Annotated in this window: 8 protein-coding genes; 5 read left to right on the top strand and 3 right to left on the bottom strand. The window is 64.7% G+C overall.

The annotated features are described in order from the left end of the window. Nucleotides 1-23: 23 nt before the first annotated feature. Both ACZ9AQ_RS20235 and ACZ9AQ_RS20230 read right to left on the bottom strand, forming a co-directional pair. Nucleotides 24-908: an EamA family transporter gene (locus ACZ9AQ_RS20235; RefSeq protein WP_429206541.1), complete on the bottom strand. Its 885-nt coding sequence runs from the start codon at nucleotides 906-908 to the stop codon at nucleotides 24-26. Beyond that, nucleotides 905-2524, bottom strand: a complete 1620-nt coding sequence (locus tag ACZ9AQ_RS20230) for an NAD(P)/FAD-dependent oxidoreductase (protein WP_429206542.1) — start codon at nucleotides 2522-2524, stop codon at nucleotides 905-907. Before ACZ9AQ_RS20230 ends, ACZ9AQ_RS20235 begins: the two co-directional genes overlap by 4 nt. A 669-nt stretch (nucleotides 2525-3193) precedes the next feature. On the opposite strand from ACZ9AQ_RS20230, the gene ACZ9AQ_RS20225 reads away from it, so the two are divergent. After that, entirely contained in the window at nucleotides 3194-6256 is a 3063-nt protein-coding gene (locus ACZ9AQ_RS20225) for a TonB-dependent receptor (RefSeq protein WP_429206543.1), read from the top strand. Between the two features lie 796 nt (nucleotides 6257-7052). Beyond that, nucleotides 7053-10091 (top strand): TonB-dependent receptor, encoded by a 3039-nt coding sequence (locus ACZ9AQ_RS20220; RefSeq protein ID WP_429206544.1) that lies wholly within the window; start codon nucleotides 7053-7055, stop codon nucleotides 10089-10091. 75 nt (nucleotides 10092-10166) lie between these two features. Here ACZ9AQ_RS20220 and ACZ9AQ_RS20215 read toward each other — a convergent pair whose 3' ends face one another. Next, a complete protein-coding gene (locus tag ACZ9AQ_RS20215; RefSeq protein WP_429206545.1) occupies nucleotides 10167-10892 on the bottom strand; it encodes a 16S rRNA (uracil(1498)-N(3))-methyltransferase in 726 nt (241 codons plus the stop codon). A 133-nt stretch (nucleotides 10893-11025) separates the two neighbouring features. On the opposite strand from ACZ9AQ_RS20215, the gene tkt reads away from it, so the two are divergent. The 3 genes from tkt (at nucleotide 11026) to ACZ9AQ_RS20200 (ending at nucleotide 17361) form a co-directional block, all read left to right on the top strand. Continuing rightward, nucleotides 11026-13020 (top strand): transketolase, encoded by a 1995-nt coding sequence (gene tkt / locus ACZ9AQ_RS20210; RefSeq protein ID WP_429206546.1) that lies wholly within the window; start codon nucleotides 11026-11028, stop codon nucleotides 13018-13020. Between the two features lie 90 nt (nucleotides 13021-13110). Further along, on the top strand, nucleotides 13111-14124 hold the full coding sequence (gap, locus tag ACZ9AQ_RS20205; protein ID WP_109344797.1) for a type I glyceraldehyde-3-phosphate dehydrogenase: 1014 nt from the start codon (nucleotides 13111-13113) through the stop codon (nucleotides 14122-14124). Between the two features lie 543 nt (nucleotides 14125-14667). Then, complete coding sequence (locus ACZ9AQ_RS20200) at nucleotides 14668-17361, top strand: TonB-dependent receptor (protein ID WP_429206547.1); 2694 nt, start codon at nucleotides 14668-14670, stop codon at nucleotides 17359-17361. Nucleotides 17362-17462: the final 101 nt, after the last annotated feature.

Below are 17462 nucleotides of genomic sequence, written 5' to 3'. Positions count from 1 at the left end.
GAACGCGTGGACGGCTCTGCCGGTCAGCGTCGATCGGCCGTCGCCGCCGCGCCGGCGCAGGCCAGCGTCACCAGCGCGATCGCCAGCCATTGCACGGTGGTGAGCCGTTCGCCCAGCAGCAGGAAACCCGCCAGCGCCGCCACCGCGGGGCCGGCGCTGACCAGGATGCCGAACACGCGCCGCGGCAGGCGCCTGAGCGCCTTCATCTCGAGCGTATAGGGCAGGGCGGACGACAGCAGCGCCACCGCCAGGCCGCCGCCCAGCACCGCGGGCGTCAGCAGGTCGCCGCCGGCGTGGATCACGCCGAACGGCACCACGAACACGCAGGCCGCCAGCAGCCCCCAGGAGACCGCCTGGCCGCCGTCCAGCATGGATACCCGCTTGCCGAACACGATGTACATCGCCCAGCAGAACGCCGCCGCCAGCGCATAGACCACGCCGGCCGGGTCGAGCGCGGTCGCCGCGTTCGCCGCGTCGCGCACCGGCAGCAGCAGCCACAAGCCCGCGCCGGCGAGGATCACCCACAGGAAGTCGCGCGCATGGCGCGAGGACAGGATGACCACCGCCAGCGGCCCGGTGACTTCGATCGCGACCGCGATCCCGAGCGGAATGCGTTCGAACGAGCGGTAGATGAACAGGTTCATCGCCCCCAGCATCACGCCGTAGATGACGAGATCGGGCACATCGGCGCGGCGCAGCGAAAAGCGCCACGGCCGCACGATGGCCAGCAGGATCAGGGCCGACAATCCGACCCGCAGCGCCACCACGCCGGCGCTGCCGACCGCCGGGAACAGGCCCTTGGCCCAGGCGGCGCCGGCATTGACCGACACCAGCGAACCCAGGATCGCCAGCGCCGGCGCAGCGACGCCCTGGGCGCTGGCGGCGCGGTCGCTCACCTGCTCGTTCACCTGGCCGCCATCGCCCTGGCCACCGCCTCGGCCACGCGGATGCCGTCCACCGCGGCCGACATGATGCCGCCGGCATAGCCGGCGCCTTCGCCGGCCGGGAACAGGCCGCGCGTGTTCAGGCTTTGCAGGTCGTCGTTATTGCGCTTGATGCGGATCGGCGACGAGGTGCGGGTCTCGACGCCGGTAAGCACCGCGTCTTCCTTGTAGTAGCCCTTGATCTGCTTGTCGAAGGCGACGAAGGCTTCGCGCAGCGCCAGGATCGCGTAATCCGGCAGCGAGGTCGCCAGGTCAGTCAGGTGCACGGCCGGCCGGAACGACGGCGTCACCGAACCGAACTCGGTCGAGGGCCTGCCTTTGACGAAGTCGCCCATCAGCTGGCCCGGCGCGTCATAGGTGCCGCCGCCCAGCACGAAGGCGCGCGATTCGAGCTCGCGCTGGAAGTCGATCCCGGCCAGCGGGTGGCCCGGATAGTCGTCGGGCGTGATGCCGACCACGATCGCGCTGTTGGCGTTGCGCTCGGCGCGCGAATACTGGCTCATGCCGTTGGTGACGACGCGGCCTTCCTCGCTCGAGGCGGCGACCACGGTGCCGCCCGGGCACATGCAGAAGCTGTAGACCGAGCGGCCGTTCGAGGCGTGGTGCACGATCTTGTAGTCGGCCGCGCCGAGCAGCTTGTTGCCGGCGTTGGGGCCGAAGCGGCAGACGTCGATCAGCGACTGCGGGTGCTCGACCCGGAAGCCGATCGAGAACGGCTTGGCTTCGACGTACACGCCGCGCTCGTACAGCATCTGGAAGGTGTCGCGCGCGCTGTGGCCGATCGCCATCGTCAGGTGGCGGGTCGCGATCTCTTCGCCGCTGGCCAGGCGCACGCCGACCACCTGGCGCACGCCGCCGGTCTCTTCGATCAGCACGTCGTCCACGCGCGTCTCGAAACGGATCTCGCCGCCCAGGCGGACGATCTCGGCGCGCATCTGCTCGACCATCTTGACCAGGCGGAAGGTGCCGATGTGCGGCTTGCTGACGTACATGATTTCTTCCGGCGCGCCGAAGCGCACGAACTCGGTCAGCACCTTGCGGCCGTGGTGCAGCGGGTCCTTGATCTGGCTGTACAGCTTGCCGTCCGAGAAGGTGCCTGCGCCGCCCTCGCCGAACTGCACGTTCGACTCGGTGTTGAGCTTGCGCTTGCGCCAGAAGCCGAAGGTATCGACGGTGCGCTCGCGCACGACCTTGCCGCGCTCCAGGATGATCGGGTTCAGGCCCATCTGCGCCAGGACCAGCGCCACGAACAGGCCGCAGGGGCCGGTGCCGACCACGATCGGACGCGGGGTGCCGGGGGCCGGCTTGTTCACCTGCACGAACTTGTAGCCGACGTCGGGCGAGGGCATCACGTGCTGGTCGGTCGCAAGGCGCGCCAGCACGGCCGCTTCATCACGCACGTCGGCGTCGATCGAATAGGTCAGCACGATGGCGGCCTTCTTGCGCGCATCGTAGCTGCGCTTGTAGACGCTGAAGTCGACGAGGTCGGCGTCGGGCACGCCGAGGCGGGCCAGGATGGCGTCGCGCAGGGCCGCTTCGGGGTGGTTCAGGGGGAGTTTGAGTTCGTTGATACGGAGCATGGGGAGTGGTTGCTGGTGAGGCAACAAGATAGGGGGCGAACAAAAGCGTCATTTTACTTGCCGTCATCAAAGCCGTGTGGGGAAAGCGGCGGCCATGGATGGCCCTGGCGCGGGGCCGGGGATCCGGCGTGACCCCCGACATGAGACTGGGTAGCGCGTGAGCGTAAGGACGGACCTTCTTTCCCTTGATTTGGTCGTAGAACAAATATACTTATGCTGGAAACGATGATCGAAATGCAACAAAAATTAGTCAAATTCGATATTTGTCCGAACAATATTTGCATCTGAATACGCGTCTGCAATGTAAATACGGCGTTTATATGCCGAGACTTACTTTTGACAGAATATTGCGAGAAGGCCCAGGTTTGGTGCGTCAGGCGGCCAACATTGTGCGTCTTTGCACCAGTTTGGCTGAATTTAATTTGCAGGCATTTTGTTGTCACAGGGGGAGTGTTGTATATATGCATACTGTCAATGTGTGTCATTGACACAATAAGTTATGCCATGGTCTTATGAATTTAGGCAATTCCACGGCGTTATCAAATAAATGAATATGTCGTCAGTTGCCTAGAGAGAGAAAAGTTACGAATGCAGTAACTGTAGGATTACAACTAAAAACCAACACCAGCCGCTTCACGAGGGCGGCCGACAAGAGGACAGGAAAATCGCATGTTGAAAAAAACCGTATTGGTCCACGCGCTGAGCATCGCCTTCGGCGGCGCCGCACTGGGCCTGGCCGTGATGTCGCCCGCGATGGCGCAGTCGAACGCTTCCGGCAGCGTGTTCGGCACCGTCGCTCCGGGCAGCAATGTCCAGATCCTGATCGAGAACCCGGACATCGGCATCCGCCGCACGCTGACCCCGGACGCCCAGGGCCGCTTCGTGGCCAGCTCGCTGCCGAGCGGCGTCTACCGCGTGACGCAGGTGCGCGACGGCGCCAACGTGGCGACGGTCGACGTCGAAACCGGCATCGGCCGCAACGGCGAGGCGATTTTCGCCAGCGCCCCGGCCGCCGGCGGCACCCAGGTCGTGCAGGTGAGCGGCCGCCGCGCCACCATCGACACCAGCAGCGCCGGCAGCAGCGCCACCTTCAACGCCCGCGAGCTCGCCTCGCTGCCGATCGGCCGCAACGTTGAATCGATCATCCAGCTGGCCCCGAATACCACCACGGCCGACACCCGCTTCGCCGGCGGCGCCTCGTTCGGCGGCGGCGCGGCCTCCGAGAACTCGTACTACATCAACGGTTTCCCCGTCACCAATCCACTGACCGGCCTGGGCGCGGCCCAGCTTCCGTTCGGCGCGATCGCCGAAGCGCAGGTGCTGACCGGCGGCTTCGGCGCCGAGTTCGGTCGCTCGATCGGCGGCGTGGTCAACATCGTCACCAAGAGCGGCACCAATACCTGGGAAGCCGGCGGCCTGGTGACCTGGGAGCCGAAATCGCTGCGCGCGACGCCGTATGACATCTACTACGGCCGCACCGGCACCCCGAACAACGCCGCCACCGACGGCACCCTGCGCCTGGCGCGCGCCGAGAACACCGTCGACCGCAAGGTGTATGGCGCCTACGTCGGCGGCCCGATCATCAAGGACAAGCTGTTCTTCTTCGCCGCGGCCGAAAAGCACGACACCGAAGAAGGCCTGGTCAACGGCTTCCGCGTCGCCACCAACAACGGCGCCGTCGGCTGGCGCGACCGCGACACCAAGGTCGAGCGCTACATGGCCAAGCTCGACTGGAACATCAGCGACAACCACCGCCTCGAATTCACCACGATGGGCGACACGCCCGAGGTGATCCGCGCGGACAGCGGCTTCGACTACGCCACCCGCACCCGCACCGGTGTCGTCTCTTCGACCCAGCGCCTGGTCAACGTCGACAACAACGGCGCCAAGCTCAACACCCTGCGCTACGTCGGCAACCTGACCGACGACCTGACCGTCACCGCGCTGTATGGCCGCGCCAAGTCGCCGCACGAGAACTACTTCACCGGCTACAGTCCGGACCTGTTCCAGATCTCGTCGACCGTCGACGCGCGCGCGCCGGGCCTGAGCTATGCGAATCCGCAAAACATCAGCGGCAACATCCTGGCCCCGGGTTCGGAAGACATCGTCGACTCGGGCCGCTTCGACGTCGAATGGCGCCTCGGCCGCCACACCCTGCGCGGCGGCTTCGACCAGACCAAGGTCGAGTCGGTCGCGGCGGGCGATCTGCGCGCCGGCGGCGGCATGTGGACCTACTTCCGCGCCTCCAACCCGAACGCGCAGATCGCGGGACCGAGCGGCGTGCTGATCCCGTCGCCGGCCAGCACCGGCAGCCCGCTGGGCAGCCAGGGCTACTACGTGACCCGCGACCTGTTCTCGACCGTCACCAATTCGTTCGGCGAGCAGAGCGCCTGGTACCTGGAAGACCGCTTCCAGGCGACCCCGAACCTGCTGCTGACCCTGGGCGTGCGCAACGAATCGTTCAAGAACCAGAACGACACCAAGACCACGTTCCTGGAGATGAAGAACCAGATCCAGCCGCGCCTGGCCGCGGTGTGGGACGTCAACGGCGACGCCAGCCTGAAGGTGTACGGCACCCTGGGCCGCTACTCGGTCCCGATCCCGACCCATATCTCGGTGCGCGGCGCCGGCCGCTCGACCTACACCGCCCAGTACTTCACCTATACCGGCACCGACGCCAACGGCGCGCCGACCGGCCTGGTGCAGCTGAGCCAGCCGCTGTCGAGCAACAACGAGTACGGCCAGGACAAGGTGGTCGAGACCCTGGCGGCGCGCGACATGGATCCGCAATACCAGGACGAGCTGACCTTCGGCTTCGAGAAGGCCTTCTCGCCATCGCTGAACTTCGGCGCCAAGGGTATCTACCGCAAGATGCGTTCGACCATCGACGACTTCTGCGACGTGCGTCCGTTCGAGCGCTTCGCCGAAGCCAACGGCATCGCGATCACGAACCCGCTGTGGGGCAACACCTGCCAGACCTTCAACCCGGGTGAAGACAATGAGTTCCTGGTCGACTTCGCGGGCGACCCGTCGCGCCTGACCCAGGTGAACCTGACCGCGGCCGACCAGGGCTTCGACAAGCCGAAGCGTACCTACAAGTCGATCGAGACCTTCCTGGAGCATCCGTTCCGCAATGGCTGGTACGCCAAGGCCAGCTATACCTGGTCGAGCAACAAGGGCAATACCGAAGGCCAGGTGCGTTCGGACAACGGCCAGGCCGACGTCGCCGTCACCTCGTCGTGGGACTATCCGGAGCTGATGGAAGGCGCGTACGGCTACCTGCCGAACCACCGCAAGCACCAGCTCAAGGCCTTCGGCTTCTACGAAGTCACGCCAGAGATCGTCGTCGGCGCCAACGTGCTGATCGCCTCGGGCCGTCCGCGCAGCTGCATCGGCAGCGCCGCCAATCCGGGCGACTCGCCGAACTATGCGAACCAGACCTTCTACTGCGGCGGCCTGACCCGTTCGCAGAACGTGCTGACCCCGCGCGGCACGGTGGGCAACCTGCCGTGGGAACACCGCTACGACCTGAACGTGGCCTACAAGCCCAACTTCGTCAAGGGCCTGCAGTTCCGCGTCGACGTGTTCAACGTGTTCAATAGCCAGGTGGTGCGCAACGTGACCGAGGCCTACAACAACGGCGCCAACGTCAGCGGCCTGTACCAGACCCCGCTGTCGCTGACCTCGCCACGTTATGCACGCTTCTCGCTGATGTACGACCGCAAGTTCTGATCCTGAGCGGCGGCCGCGAGGCCGCCGCCAGCCAGCGGGCCGCTCTCCGGGGCGGCCTTTTTCATGGCGTCGTCGCGTTCGCCATCGGCGACCAGCCGCCGCGTCGATCATGGCCGATCGGCGTCACCGCCCCTTCCTGCTGCATCCCACTGCTCGCCCCATTGCCATGCATCGCTATTGGCATGCCAAATCGACGCACTTCGTTTTTGCGTTGGATCAACAAATCACGTTTTCATTCTTGCAATTCCAGTGGCCGGCCGTACCGGAATCGGGCGCCGGCAGCCGAGTCGCGCTTTCCTTCGCAATGCACGATGAGTAGGGAGAATGTCCTTTATTGCCTAATGGTAAATTAAAATAACAAAATTATCTTTATGCGACATTGCTCCAAACCTTATGCGGCCGAAGTATCGATTTCCCCTTGTCTGTACTGCTTGCCAAGCCGGTCTTGCGGTGACGAAACAATCTGTCTTTTCATCTGCGATTTGGGGCGACTGATGGCCAATTGTGTGCGTTGATGCGCAATTTTGGCGACGTTTATTCGGTTGGCGTAATTCTTCGCGGTTTGCCAGAGCTAGTGTTGTTTGTATGCATACCAAAGGAAGCTGTGTCATTGACACAATAAGTTTCTGCGTGGTTCCATCCGAAAGTGCCTTTTGGTCGAAACATGCGCTAAATGAATATTTCGTCAGTGGGCCCAAGAGAGGAAAGGCAGCCAAGGCTGCCGAGATCGTGATTCGTATCCAACCATCCGGGGCCGTTCGACCAGAACAGCCGGGAATAAAACAGGAAATCACACATGTTCAAGAAAACCGTTCTAGTCCACGCCCTGACGCTGGCATTCGGCGGCGCCGTGCTGGCCATCGGCGCCATGGCGCCGGCCATGGCGCAGTCGAATGCCACGTCGGTGGTGTACGGCACCGTCGCCCCGGGCGCCGACGTGCGCATCGTGCTGGAAAACCCGGCCACCGGCCTGCGCCGCAGCGTGACGCCCGATGCGCAGGGCCGCTTCCAGGCCACCGCGCTGCCCACCGGTTCGTATACCGTCACCCAGTACCGGGGCGATGCCGTGGTGGGCACGACCAGGGTCGAAACCAGCATCGGCCAGAACGCCGAGGCGGTCTTTACCGGGGCGGGCGTGCAGACGGTCGAAGTGACCGGCCAGCGCCGCAACATCGACGTCACCTCGACGTCGTCCGGCGCGACCTTCAATGCCCGCCAGCTGGCCGCGCTGCCGGTGACGCGCGACATCCAGGGCATCATCCAGCTGGCGCCCAACACCACCCGCGTGGACTCGCGCTTCGCCGGCGGCGCCTCGTTCGGCGGCGGCGCGGCCTCCGAAAACTCGTATTACATCAACGGTTTCCCGGTCACCAATCCACTCACCGGCCTGGGCGCGTCGCAGCTGCCGTTCGGCGCGATCGCCGAAGCACAGGTGCTGGTCGGCGGCTTCGGCGCCGAGTTCGGCCGCTCGATCGGCGGCGTGGTCAACGTGATCACCAAGAGCGGCACCAATACCTGGGAGGCGGGCGCCCAGGTCACGTACGAGCCGAAGCGCTGGCGCGCCAGCGAGAACGATATCTATTACGCCAACACCGGCTACAACCCGCTCACCGACGGCACCTTGCGCCGCGCCCAGCGCGAGAACACGCGCGAGCAGAAGACCTATGGCGCCTATGTCGGCGGCCCGATCGTCAAGGACAAGCTGTTCATCTACCTGGCCGGCGAGATGATCGAGAACGAGCGCGGCTACGTCGAGGGCTTCCGCACCGGCACCTCGAACGCCCAGAACGGCTGGCGCGACGACGAGCGCGAAATCGCCCGCTACATGGGCAAGATCGACTGGAACATCACCGATCACCACCGCTTCGAACTGACGGCGCTCGGCGACAATCCAAAGCGTACCTACACGGACAGCGGCTACGACTACGCCACCCGCACCCGCAACGGCGTCGTCACCTCGACCGCCACCCGCCGCAATGTGGACGACAACGGCGGCCGCTCCGCGATGCTGCGCTACATCGGCAACCTGACCGATGACCTGACCTTCACCGCGCTCTACGGCCGTAGCGAGCTCAAGCACGAGAATGCATTCAGCAACTACCAGCCCGACATCTTCTCGACCACCTCGTCGCCGGAAAACCGCGCCCCGGGCTTCACCTATGCCAACCCGCAGGCGATCACCGGCAATATCCTGGCGCCGGACGCGAAGGACAAGGTCGATTCCGGCCGCCTGGACCTCGAGTACCGCATCGGCGACCACAACCTGCGCGCGGGCTACGACCGGACCGACGTCGAATCGCTCAATGCGGGCGTGTTCAAGGCGGGCGGCGGCACCTGGGCGTATTTCAAGACCGCCAATCCGAGCCGCCCGATCGGCGTGGCCGGCGGCACGGTGCCGGCGCCCGCGAGCGGCGGCGGCCTGGGTACCCAGGGTTACTATGTATCGAAGCGCCTGTTCTCGACGGTGACCGATTCCTATGCCGAACAGAGCGCCTTCTATATCGAAGACCGCTGGCAGGCCACCAGGAACCTGCTGCTGACCATCGGCGTGCGCAACGAATCGTTCAAGAACCAGAACGAATCGAAGGTGACCTTCCTCGACATGGACAACCAGATCCAGCCGCGCCTGGCGGCGGCCTGGGACGTCAACGGCGACGGCCAGACCAAATTGTTCGCCACACTGGGCCGCTATTCGGTGCCCATCCCGACCCACATCTCGGTGCGCGGGGCCGGCCGCTCGACCTTTACCAACCAGTATTACACCTATACCGGCGTCGACGCCAACGGCGCGCCGACCGGGCTGGTGCCGCTGACCGAGCCGCTGTCGGGCAACAACGAGTTCGGCCAGGAGAAAGTGGTCGCGACCCTCGCCGCCCTCGACATGAAACCGGCCTACCAGGACGAGGTCACCATCGGTCTCGAGCGCGCCATCACGCCGCGCCTGACCTTCGGCGCCAAGGCGACCTATCGCGAGCTGAAGGAAACCATCGACGACTTCTGCGACGTGCGTCCGTTCGAGCGCTACGCCGAAGCCAACGGCATCGAGATCACGAATCCGTATTGGGGCAACACCTGCCAGACCTTCAACCCGGGCCGTAACAATACCTTCATGGTCGATTTCTCGGGCGACCCGGCGAACCTGACCAGGGTGCCCCTGACCGCCGCCGACCAGGGCTTCACGAAGCCGAAGCGGACCTACGCCGCGGTCGACCTGTTCCTGGAGCACCCATACCGCAACGGCTTCTATGGCAAGGTGAACTACACCTGGTCGCGCAACAAGGGCAATACCGAAGGCCAGGTGCGCTCCGACAACGGCCAGGCCGACGTCGCCGTGACCTCGACCTGGGATTATCCCGAGTTGATGGAAGGCGCCTACGGCCTGCTGCCGAACGACCGCAAGCACCAGGTCAAGGCGTTCGGCTTCTATGACGTCACGCCGGAGATCTCGGTCGGCGGCAACGTGCTGCTGGCCGCCGGCCGCCCGCGCAGCTGCATCGGCACCTCGGCCAATCCGGGCGATTCGCCGAACTACGATAACCAGAGCTTCTGGTGCGGCGGCGCAGAGGTCCCGCAAAACCGCATCGTGCAGCGCGGCACCGTCGGCAACCTGCCATGGGACAAGCGCCTGGACCTGAACCTTGCCTATCGTCCGGCCGCGCTCAAGGGCCTGCAGCTGCGCCTCGACGTGTTCAACGTGACCAACGAGCAGGTCGTGCAAAACGTGACCGAAGCCTACAACAGCGGCGACGCGGTCTCGAGCCTGTACGAGACCCCGCTGTCGCTGACTGCGCCGCGCTATGCGCGAGTTTCGGTGTCCTATGATCATAAGTTCTGATCAGTAAGCCGCCAGCAAAAAAGCCCGCCGGCAGCGCTGCCGGCGGGCTTGCTTCTTATAGACAGCGCATCGCGCCTACATGCCGCCCCAGGCCCCGGCCAGCACCGCCAGCGCGGCCAGGCCGGCCGTCTCGGTGCGCAGCACGCGCGGTCCCATCGACAGGGACAGGGCGCCGGCGGCGACGGCCGCGGCTTCTTCTTGCGGGGTGAGGCCGCCTTCCGGGCCGATCAGCAAGGTGACGGCTTGCGGCGTATTGGCGCGCGCCCAGCCGGCCAGCGATTCGGTCGCGCGTGGGCTGAGCAGGATGCGCACGCCCGCGGCCGGGGCCGCCAGCCACGGCTGCACCTCCAGCAGCGGATGCAATTGCGCCAGCCGATTGCGTCCGCTCTGTTCGGAAGCGGCCACGATCACGCCCTGCCAGTGGGCATGGCGCTTGTCAAGCCGCTCGCCGGCCAGGCGCACCACGCTGCGCTGGGCCGCCAGCGGCTGGATCGCCGTCACGCCCAGTTCGACCGCCTTCTCCACGATCCAGTCCATCTTCGCGCCTTCAGGCAAGCCCTGGGCCAGGGTGACGGGGTAGGGCGCCTCGGTCTCGACATCCTCGAAGGCGTCGACCGTCGCCGTGGCGCGGCGCTTGCCGGTCTCGCTCAGGGTGGCGCGGTACTGGCCTCCCTCGCCGTTGAACAGGGTCAGGTCGGCGCCCGGCTGCAGGCGCACCACGTGCAGGTGGTGGGCGACGGCTTCCGGCAGGCCGACGCTCGCGCCGACGGCGAGCGGCTGGGGGCAATAAAAACGGGGCATTCTGTGGGGGCGCAGCATGGGCTTGCGCTAAGGGAATAAACCTGCATTTTAAATCGGCAGCACCCCGGTCTGGTAGAATAACGGGCTACGGCCTCGCGGGCCATCGCTTTCCAATCCCTGATCCACGATCTCCATGAAATCTACGCAAACCACCACCCTGATGGCCAACGCGATCCGCGCGCTGGCGATGGACGCCGTCCAGAAAGCCAACTCTGGCCACCCGGGCATGCCGATGGGCATGGCCGAGATCGCCGTTGCGCTGTGGGACAAGCACTACCGCCACAATCCGGCCAATCCAGGCTGGTCGAACCGCGACCGCTTCCTGCTCTCGAACGGCCACGGGTCGATGCTGCACTATGCGCTGCTGCACCTGGCCGGCTACGACCTGACGATGGATGACCTGCGCGACTTCCGCCAGATGCACTCCAAGACCCCGGGCCACCCGGAAGTCGGCATCACCCCGGGCGTGGAGACCACGACCGGTCCGCTGGGCCAGGGCATCGCCAACTCCGTCGGCATGGCGCTGGCCGAATGGCTGCTGGGTAACGAATTCAATCGTCCGGGCTACGATGTGGTGGATCACTACACCTACGCCTTCCTGGGCGATGGCTGCCTGATGGAAGGCATCTCGCACGAAGTGGCGTCGCTGGCCGGCACCCTGCGCCTGAACAAGCTGATCTGGCTGTACGACGACAACGGCATCTCGATCGACGGGCGCGTGGAAGGCTGGTTCACCGACGACACCCAGAAGCGTTTCGAAGCGTATGGCTGGAACGTGATCCCGAAGGTCGACGGCCACAACGTGGCGGACGTCTCGGCAGCCATTGAGAAAGCCAAGCAATCGGATCGTCCGACCCTGATCTGCTGCAAGACCATCATCGGCAAGGGCGCCCCGAACCTGGAAGGCGGCGACAAGGTCCACGGCGCGCCGCTGGGCGACGCCGAGATCGCCGCCGTGCGCAAGCACCTGATCTGGGATCCGATCCCGTTCGACATCCCGGCCGAGCTGTACCAGGCCTGGGACGCGAAAGCGCGCGGCGCGCAGTTCGAGACCGAGTGGAACACGCTGTTCGACGCCTACCGCGGCGCCTACCCCGAGCTGGCCGCCGAATTCGAGCGCCGCATGAAGGGCGACCTGCCTGCCGATTTCAGCAAGACTCTGGACGCAGCGATCGCCGCCTGCATCGACAAGGCCGAGACCATCGCCACCCGCAAGGCCTCGCAGAACGCGATCCAGGCGCTGGCCCCGGTGCTGCCTGAATTCCTGGGCGGCTCGGCCGACCTGACCGGCTCGAACCTGACCAACTGGAAGGAATCGGTGCCTGTGCGCTCGGGCATCGCCGGCAACCACATCAACTATGGCGTGCGCGAATTCGGCATGTCGGCGATCCAGAACGGCGTGGCCCTGCACGGCGGCTTTATCCCGTTCGGCGCGACGTTCCTCACCTTCTCGGACTACAGCCGCAACGCCCTGCGCATGGCTTCCCTGATGAAGATCCGTTCGATCTCGGTGTTCACCCACGATTCGATCGGCCTGGGCGAAGACGGCCCGACCCACCAGTCGATCGAGCACGTCTCGTCGCTGCGCCTGATCCCGGGCCTGGACAACTGGCGTCCCTGCGACACCGTCGAATCGGTGGTGGCATGGGGCGCGGCGGTGCAGCGCAAGGATGGCCCGACCACGCTGATCTTCTCGCGCCAGAACCTGCCGTTCATGGCGCGTGAGGCGGCGCAAGTGGCCGACATCGCCAAGGGCGGCTATGTGCTGCGCGACGCGCAGGACGCCAAGGTCATCCTGATCGCCACCGGTTCCGAAGTCGAACTGGCGGTCAAGGCAGCCGAGGCGCTGGCGCTCGAGGGCATCGCCGCGCGCGTGGTCTCGATGCCGTCGACCGACGTGTTCGACCGCCAGGAGGCGAGCTACAAAGCAAGTGTCCTCACCAAAGGCATTCCTCGTGTCGCCATCGAAGCCGGCGTGACCGCCTTCTGGTACAAGTACGTGGGCCTGGAAGGCGCGGTGGTCGGCATCGACACCTTCGGCGAATCGGCGCCGGCGCCGGTGCTGTTCAAGCACTTCGGCTTCACCGTCGACAACGTCGTCGCGAAAGCAAAAGAAGTTATCGCATAAGCATTCGCTGTATGCGGGCTGCTCCTTCAAGGGCGGCCCGTTTTACTATGTTCGTTACGAAAAAAGTTTTTTTCTAATCAGGAGCACAGCATGACGATCAAAGTTGCAATCAATGGTTATGGCCGCATCGGCCGCAATGTCCTGCGCGCCTTCTATGAAGGCGGCAAGAAGCAGGACATCCAGATCGTGGCGATCAACGACCTCGGCAACGCCGAGTCGAACGCCCACCTGACCCGCTACGACACCGCCCACGGCAAGTTCCCGGGCACCGTCACGGTCGAGGGCGACAACATGATCGTCAACGGCGACAAGATCCGCGTGTTCGCGCAGCGTAATCCAGCCGAGATCCCATGGGGTGAACTGGGCGTGGACGTCGTTCTCGAGTGCACCGGCTTCTTCACCACCAAAGAGAAAGCATCGGCCCACCTGAAGGGCGGCGCCAAGAAGGTCATCATCTCGGCCCCGGGCGGCAAGGACGTCGACGCGACCGTCGTGTTCGGCGTGAACCAGGACGTGCTCAAGTCGACCGATACCGTGATCTCGAACGCCTCGTGCACTACCAACTGCCTGGCCCCGCTGGTCAAGCCGCTGCATGACGCCATCGGCCTGGAAACCGGCCTGATGACCACCGTGCACGCCTACACCAACGACCAGGTGCTGACCGATGTGATGCACGAAGACCTGCGCCGCGCCCGTTCGGCCACCCAGTCGATGATCCCGACCAAGACCGGCGCCGCCGCCGCGGTCGGCCTGGTGCTGCCGGAACTGAACGGCAAGCTGGACGGCTTCGCGATCCGCGTGCCGACCATCAACGTGTCGATCGTCGACCTGTCGTTCATCGCCAAGCGCGACACCACGGTCGAGGAAATCAACGAGATCATGAAGAAGGCCGCAGCCGAAGGCCCGCTGAAGGATATCCTGACCTACAACACCGATCCGCTGGTCTCGGTCGACTTCAACCACAACCCGGCATCGTCGAACTTCGACGCCACGCTCACCAAGGTCTCGGGCCGCCTGGTGAAGGTGACCTCGTGGTACGACAACGAGTGGGGCTTCTCGAACCGCATGCTCGACACCACCGTCGCGCTGATGAACGCCAAGTAATCCGTTCCCGACCCCTGGAGCCCTGGACGCCGCACTGGCTTCCAGGGTTTTTTTGCGCCTGCAGTCAGGGGCGGATGGCGTGCAGATCCTGCGACAACCCGGCTGATGCCGGGTTTTTTTGTGTCGGCGGGAGCGGCCCTTCACCTCATCCGGATGCCTTCTCTCCGAACAAACATTATTTTGGTTGCGATTGCACAACGAAATGTTTCGTGATTCGTTTAGATATCGCAAAAAAATGCTGCGCCGCGATTATTCGTTTTAAACCAGTTTGGGCGAGGTTGCGGGGGAGTTGGGCGAAATAGATTTAAAGATCCCCCGAAATGCGTGGCAATGCAACGTTACATTCAGGATAAATTGCGTTACATAAACTTACCTGAATTGCATAATCAGGGTGCGTCGTGGCGCTGGGGCAGGGGAGACGCGTCCCGAGCGTCGCGAGCGCGTCTTATCACCGCAAACAGTAGAAAGATGCCAATGATGTTGAAAGAAAAAATGGGTGCGCGCGCAGTGCGGCTCGCCTTCGGCCTCGTCGCCGGACTCGCAGTGACCCAAGCAGTTGCCCAGGATGCGCCGATCCAGCGCGTCGAAGTCACCGGTTCCGCCATCAAGCGGATCAACGTCGAGGGCGCGCTGCCGATCCAGACCCTGAGCCAGGAAGCGATCGCCAAGACCGGCGCCACCAGCGTCGCCGAACTGATCCAGACCCTGCCAGCCATGCAAGGCTTCACCATCGGCGCCATTGCCGCCGGCACCAACTCGGGCGGCCGCGTTTCGGCATCGATCCACGACATCGGCGAATCCTATACCCTGGTGCTGCTGAACGGCCGCCGCCTGGCGCCGCAAGGCTCGGGCAGCACGGTCAACCTGCAGGCGATCCCGATGAGCGCCGTCGAGCGCGTCGAGATCCTGACCGACGGCGCCTCGGCGCTGTACGGTTCGGACGCCATCGCCGGCGTCATCAACTTCGTGCTGAAGAAGAACCAGCAGGGCGGCGACATCGAAGCCAACTACAGCCAGCCGACCGCCGGCAAGGACGGCGGTTCGCGCTACGTCGCGGCCACCTACGGCTTCGGCGACCTGGACACCGACGGCTGGAACGTGCTGGTCAGCTACCGCCGCGACGAACAGGACAAGATCCTGTCGACCAAGCGCGACTTCGCCAACACCGCCTTCCGCCGCTTCTCGCGCGATGGCGTCAACTACGTCTACGACAACACCAGCACCGCCTCGGCGCCGGCCAACGTCACCGTGGCGTTCCGCAACCCGGCCGGCGTGCCTGCGCTGCCGTCGATCGGCTTCTCGCCCTATCTCCTGGCCAATGGCGGCTGCCCCGACCTGAACGTGGTCAGCATCAACAACAACGGCACCACCGCCCGCAACTGCACCTTCGACTACATCCAGACCGTCGAGATGGTCCCGGAAAACAAGCGCGACAGTTTCTTCGTCAAGGGCACCAAGAAGCTCGGCGACAACTGGGAAGCGTTCACCGACATCGCCTACTCGCGCTTCGACCTGACCGCCCGCATCGCGCCGAACACCGCGCCGTTCTCGATCGCCGCAGGTTCGGCGCAGTTCAACCAGTACGTGGCGCCTTACCTGAGCGCCGAGCAGCGGGGCCGCGTCAACACCGTGTCGGGCAACTACCGCGCCTATGACTGGGGCACCCGCGACAGCCAGACCATCACCGAATCGAAGCACGCGGTGGCCGGCCTGGACGGCGAGATCGCCGGCTGGACCGTGAGCGGCGCGCTGACCTGGTCGGAAAACTCGATCGACGAACGCTACGTCGGCGGCTACATGAAGAACGCCGAATTCCGCTCGATGCTGGCCACCAATGCCTTCAACCCGTTCACCCCGATCGGCCAGCAGAGCGAAGCGACCCAGCAGCTGATCGAAAACTCGATCTTCCACGGTTCGATCCGCGAAGCCTCGACCACGCTGAAGGCGGCCGACGTACGCGGTTCGCACGAGCTGTTCGGCATGAAGGGCGGCGTCGCGCAACTGGCCATCGGCGCCGACTACCGCGAGTACCACTACCAGCAGGACCCGTCGGCCGATGCGGTCAACGGCATGATCTACAACTTCAACGCCCCGGCACGCTACGACCTGACGCGCGACAATGCCGGCGCCTTCGCCGAAGTGCTGGCGCCGATCACCAAAGAGATCGAAGTGACGGCCGCGCTGCGCTACGACACCATCTCGGCGATCGACAATGGCGTTAGCAAACGCAAGGTCGGCAGCGACCAGTCGAAGACCACCTACAAGGTCTCGGCGCGCTACCAGCCTTCGCAACAGCTGCTGTTCCGCGGTTCGTACGGCACCGGCTTCAAGGCGCCTGACATGCTGGACATCGCTTCGCCGATCGTCAACGCCGGTTTCACCGCGTCGTCGTGGCGCTGCCCGATCCAGGATCCGACCCTGTGCCGTCCAGGCACCACCCAGTACAACGTGCTGTCGACGGGTAACGAGAACCTGCGTCCGGAAACCTCGAAGCAGTTCACCGTCGGCATGCGCTTCGAGCCGTCGTCGCGCTTCTCGGCCGGCCTGGACCTGTGGGACGTGAAGATCAAGGATGCGGTGAGCTCGGTGAGCGAGCAGCAGGCCTGGGGTAACCCGGAGCAGTTCCGCCAGCTGTTCAGCACTTATACCGAACCGGCGACCGGCAACACCTACTGGGCCTTCATGCGCTCGTCGGTGAACATCGGCCAGACCCACAATCGCGGCATCGACTGGGACCTGACCGGCCGCCACCGTTTCGGCTTCGGCAACCTGACCGCGACCCTGAACGGCACCTACATGCTGAAGGCGGACTACACCCGCGCCGGCACCGCCAACGACTGGACCAACAGCCTGAACTACTTCGGCACCAACAACGCCGTCACGTTCCGCCACATCGTCCGCCTGTCGACCACCCTCGACACCGGCAAGCTGTCGAACTCGCTGATCGTCAACTACCGCAACGGCTACACCGACGCGGCAGCGACCGTGCGTAACCTCGACACCGGCGTCAACATTCCTGGCTTCCGCCTGGACGTGCCGTCGTTCACCACCTTCGACTGGCAAGGCCGCTACGCGTTCACCGATGCCTTCACGCTGCGCGCCGGCATGAAGAACATCTTCAACCGCCAGCCGCCACTGTCGCTGCGTGCATCGTCGGGCCACCAGGTCGGCTTCGACCCGCGCTACGCCGATCCGCTCGGCCGTCAGCTGTACGTGACCGGCAACTACAAGTTCTAAGCCGGATATGAGAAGGGCCGGATTCCTCGGGGAATCCGGCCCTTTTTTCGTTAACGCGTGACCTGCCGGAGGCAAGGCCACCCCTGGTGCATCAAATCGCG

It is taken from the genome of Massilia sp. UYP34 (assembly GCF_056279385.1).
Note: the sequence above shows the minus strand (reverse complement) of the source record. Positions and strands in the feature narration are given on the sequence as shown.

Coding starts and splice junctions, on each gene's coding strand:
- ACZ9AQ_RS20220 (WP_429206544.1), top strand. CDS start 7,053: ATGTTCAAGAAAACCGTTCTAGTCCACGCCCTGACGCTGGCATTCGGC.
- ACZ9AQ_RS20215 (WP_429206545.1), bottom strand. CDS start 10,892: ATGCCCCGTTTTTATTGCCCCCAGCCGCTCGCCGTCGGCGCGAGCGTC.
- gap (WP_109344797.1), top strand. CDS start 13,111: ATGACGATCAAAGTTGCAATCAATGGTTATGGCCGCATCGGCCGCAAT.
- ACZ9AQ_RS20225 (WP_429206543.1), top strand. CDS start 3,194: ATGTTGAAAAAAACCGTATTGGTCCACGCGCTGAGCATCGCCTTCGGC.
- tkt (WP_429206546.1), top strand. CDS start 11,026: ATGAAATCTACGCAAACCACCACCCTGATGGCCAACGCGATCCGCGCG.
- ACZ9AQ_RS20230 (WP_429206542.1), bottom strand. CDS start 2,524: ATGCTCCGTATCAACGAACTCAAACTCCCCCTGAACCACCCCGAAGCG.